The sequence below is a fragment of the Nonomuraea sp. NPDC003754 genome (assembly GCF_053605785.1).
The window spans coordinates 1-3976 of sequence record NZ_JBSGJX010000107.1 but is presented as its reverse complement, the minus strand read 5'-3'; the positions used below and the strand labels follow the sequence as shown (position 1 = coordinate 3976).

The window sequence follows — 3976 nt, the reverse complement described above, 5'->3', positions numbered from 1 at the left end:
TGTGCGCGGTCGAGAGCTTCGTGTAGATCCGGCGCCTGAGCTGCCAGAACGTCGATTCCTTCGTGGATGTAGCGGTAGGCGGTGGCCCGGGAGACCCGCTGATCGCGACCGAGTTTGGGGATGTCGTTCTCGCCGCGAAACCAGCGCAGCACCATGACCGCTTGCCGGAACGGGGTCAAGGCCCGGCTGTGTTGCGGGGTGCCGCGCAGACGGCGTTCTTCTTGCAGGAGCCGGGCGAGGTGGTGAACCAGCGCGCGGGAGACGTCGAGCGTGGCACGATGAGCAATCACGTGGAGCCTTCCGGCTGATCAGGTTTCTTGTGGTGAGAGCTCTTCTACCGGGGGCTCCACGTCTGTTTCCGGGCTTCGGCGAAGCCTCCCGAAAGGCCCGTAACGCCACCAGCGCAGTCCAAGAAATCCCAATCGTCCGAACTATTTCGCTGAGATCACCTCAATGTCGATCATTGAGCCTGACACTTCTGAGTCGTTAAGCGGGCCTCCTCTGGCCGGATGCCGGCCAGGAGGGACGTGATGACGTACGCGCCGAACTTCTCGCCCCTTCTACGCTCTCGGGACCGCCACGGCCTGCTCCAGCGCCAGGGACCTGCTCGGCCGTCCCCCTGACCCGAGGGCGTCTCGCACAGCGCCGAGAGGTTACGGCCGACGAGCTCGCGCTTCTCGGCCACACGGATCGCACGAGCCGGCAACCCGTGGACCAGAACGATGGCCTTGGTGGCGAGGCTCTCGGCAAGCTCATCGAGCCAGAGATCGATATGTTCGGCACGCAGGTCCCGAGCCATGGATGAGGAAGCGACAGCCTCACTCACGCGATAGTTGGCCTTGGTGTTGACGCCCCTGTCAGCCTCATCCCCGGAGCTTCTTGACCTTCGGGGTGAGCAGTTCGGCGGGCCTGCCGGCGCTGCTAGTCGACCCAGCGGTCCTGCCATTTGCGGGTAGCACCACCGACACCTTGCGACGGACATGGCGGCTCGCGCCGTCGAAAGCCGAGTGAGACCGCAGTGATCCATGCGTCCTTGCTCGCGGCGAAGTAGACCAAAAAGTCGCTCCTGGCCACCTACTGAGTCCATTTCACCGTGACGGCGCAGGTCACAGCTGGATCGAGGGATGGCCACTCTTGATCAGGAAGTAGGAAGCCCCTGGTAGAAGGGTTGTCGACCAAGAGCAACCATCACCACCAGGGGTCTGAGTGCTGTTCTACCGTGCCGCGCTGTCGTTGTCATCCCAGACTTTGAGCTACCTGGCCGGAGTGCTGCGGCGTCACCGCCTGTCGATCAGTTCCACCAAGCGGCGCCTCAACCCCGGTCAGCAGGCCCTACTGGTGCTGGTCTACCTGCGCAAGGGCGAGACCTTCGCCGAAAACGCCGCGGGATTCGACATCGGCGCCACGACCGCCTGGCGCTACGTGAACGAGGCCATCGCCCTGCTCGCCCGTCGCTCACCCGGCCTCGATCAGGCCTTACGCGCCGCCAAGCGGGCCGGCTACGCCTTCGTCGTGCTGGACGGCACGCTCATCCCCATCGACCGAGTGGCCGCCGACCGGCCGTACTACTCCGGTAAGCACAAGAAGGCACGGTATGAACATCCAGGTCCTGGCTGCGCCCGACGGCACGCCGCTGTGGACCTCGGGTTCGCTGCCCGGGTCGGTGCCCGATCTGAAGGCCGTCCGCATCTGGGGCATCCTGCGCCGTCTGGCCGCCGCAGGGCTGGTCACGCTCGCCGACAAGGGCTACGTCGGCGCAGGTGAACATGTGCGCGTGCCATACAAGGGGAAGAACAAGCCCGTCTCGCGGAAGAGCGCGAACTCCGCCCACGCCAGGCTCCGCGGTCCCGGCGAGCGCGCCAATGCGCAACTGAAGACCTGGCGTATCTTCCGCAAGCTCCGCTGCTGCCCACTTCGCGCAGGTCAGTTGGTCAAGGCGATCCTCGTACTACAGCTGCGCGAGAGCCGCTGAAATGGGTTCACTGCAGCGTATACGTATCTTCACATACGTAAGGATTCGGTATACGATGATGCGTATACGTTGGGATTTGCCAATCGTGAACGACCCGAGGGGAATGATCGGCAAATGGCAGAACCGGCCTATGTCCGCATCGCAGGCGAGTACACCCGACGTATCCGGGGCGGGGAGCTTCCGCCCGGCGTCCAGCTACCGAGTTACTCCGAGATCGCCCAGCAGAACGGCGTGTCGGACATCGTGGTTCGGAAAGCTCTCCAACTGCTCCAGAGCCAGGGGCTTGTTCGATCAGTTCGGCGGCGCGGCATCTTCGTCGCCGACCGCCTCAACCTGATTCGCGTTTCTCCTGAACGCCAGATGGAATCGGCCGAGCGCTCGTTCCAGAACGAATCCATTCGAGAGGTTCAGGTGGAGCGGGAGACTGAACAGATCGCAGCCACCAGCGAGTTTGCCGAGGCTCTCGGTCTGGCAGAAGGTGAGCTGATCATCCACGTCATCACGCGGACCACCGAGGGAGGGCGGCCGATCTCAATCTCGGACACATACCACCCTCTGGACGTGACCGACATCTCGGATGCGGCGTTTGTGGAGGAAACGCTTGCCGATCAGATGCCGACGCCAACGCATGCCGAGTGGCTGCGCACAACGCCCGGCGACCTAGTCAAGACGGTCAAACAGCGATTCATTGCCGATGACGACCGGATTGTCATGATCTCTGACGTGTCGTATCCACGGGATCGCTACGACGCGTTCGTGTTCCGCATGGCCCTCAAATAGCGGCCACGAAGGAAAGAGAGGATGCCGACCTGTGCGGCATCGTCACACCCGACGAACCCATCCCTGCGCAACGTCAGCCTCAGCCCACCACGACACGAAGTATGGATCTACGGAATCCAGCTTCCATCGAGCTTCCAGGGCATCAAAGAAGGCATCGTTGCCGGTCTTGCCACCCTTTGGCTCTCCGATGTAGATAAGCCGTTCGCCGGCTGCTTCCTCGAAGGTCGTCAGCGCCTCAAACGACATCTTGTCTCCCCAGCCGGGCGGCCAGCAGAGGAACAATACATAATCCCCTGTTGAGGCGCGGGACATGAATGCGTTCAGATCACCGACGGGATACCACACGTCTGCCTGCCCGACAGCTCCGGGGAATGAGACGTTCTTGGTCTTGTCCGGCGGTTCCACGTCGTACGTCTCGACAGCCATCCCCGAACGTGACAACTGGGCGGCCCAGTATCCCCGACCTGCCCCTAGCTCCACGATTGGGAGACCAGCACAGAAAACCGACACCCAATCGATGGTCGGCGGAGAAGGAATCGCATAGGCATATGTCGCCTGCAAGAGCATCTGTGCGTAGGCGAGTCGTGCGCTACCTTCCGCTCGACCGCCGTTCACTACGCGACGGCCTTCGTGCTCCGATACCAAGGGCTCAACGATGTCCCAGTAAGGGTTGCCGCTCACAGCGCTTCCGCCGGTCATGAAGTGAACGAACCGCAAGTCAAACGCCGTGTCGGTTTCAACGTTGCCGGTTCCGGCGAGCTTTGCCGCCATGTCCAGGTATTCAGCCACCTTGGGATACTCGGCTTGAAGTCGCTGCTCATCTTCTAGCAGCGCAGTGAGTTCGTCCCATCGTTGTGCCGTCATGGTGAGCTTGGCCATGCAAGAAGTCTCCCGCACGACGTCCGGCCTTGCCATGCCTTCGTGCACACCGCAGGCCAGTTTGAGAAAGGCTTCGTGGATGTCGGCGCGAATTTCCCAGCGGGTACGCAGACGGTGGAGGCGTGCAGGAGGGCGACGGTTTGCTCGACGACGTAGCGATGTTTGCCCAGGCCGGAGCTGCGGCTGGCGATCACTGATCCTTAATTCGTGATGTCGTGTGGGTTGGTGTTGGTGGCGGTCAAGGTCAGATCGGTCCCGGCGAGGCAACCGTCGATCAGGTGTGGCCGGTACTGGATCTTCTTCAGGCCGCGCTTGACGACCCGGACAAGCTGGGGCAGGCCGGCC

The 3976-nt window shown here is 62.5% G+C and carries 2 protein-coding genes and 2 pseudogenes; 2 read left to right on the top strand and 2 right to left on the bottom strand.

The window, feature by feature from the left end:
- A pseudogene (locus tag ACWEVS_RS46045) lies at nt 1–290 on the bottom strand (IS5/IS1182 family transposase); the annotation flags it as partial.
- Between the two features lie 916 nt (nt 291–1206).
- Here ACWEVS_RS46045 and ACWEVS_RS46040 point away from each other — a divergent pair.
- Nucleotides 1207–1972: pseudogene (locus ACWEVS_RS46040) on the top strand (transposase family protein).
- Between the two features lie 114 nt (nt 1973–2086).
- Complete coding sequence (locus ACWEVS_RS46035) at nt 2087–2752, top strand: GntR family transcriptional regulator (RefSeq protein WP_452557563.1); 666 nt, start codon at nt 2087–2089, stop codon at nt 2750–2752.
- A 42-nt stretch (nt 2753–2794) separates the two neighbouring features.
- Here ACWEVS_RS46035 and ACWEVS_RS46030 read toward each other — a convergent pair whose 3' ends face one another.
- Nucleotides 2795–3631, bottom strand: coding sequence for a hypothetical protein (locus ACWEVS_RS46030; RefSeq protein ID WP_452557561.1), 837 nt, complete (start codon nt 3629–3631; stop codon nt 2795–2797).
- Nucleotides 3632–3976 lie beyond the last annotated feature (345 nt).

Bases quoted from the DNA above. Each gene is read 5' to 3' on its own strand.
- ACWEVS_RS46035 (WP_452557563.1), top strand. From the start codon at position 2,087: ATGGCAGAACCGGCCTATGTCCGCATCGCAGGCGAGTACACCCGACGT.
- ACWEVS_RS46030 (WP_452557561.1), bottom strand. From the start codon at position 3,631: ATGGCCAAGCTCACCATGACGGCACAACGATGGGACGAACTCACTGCG.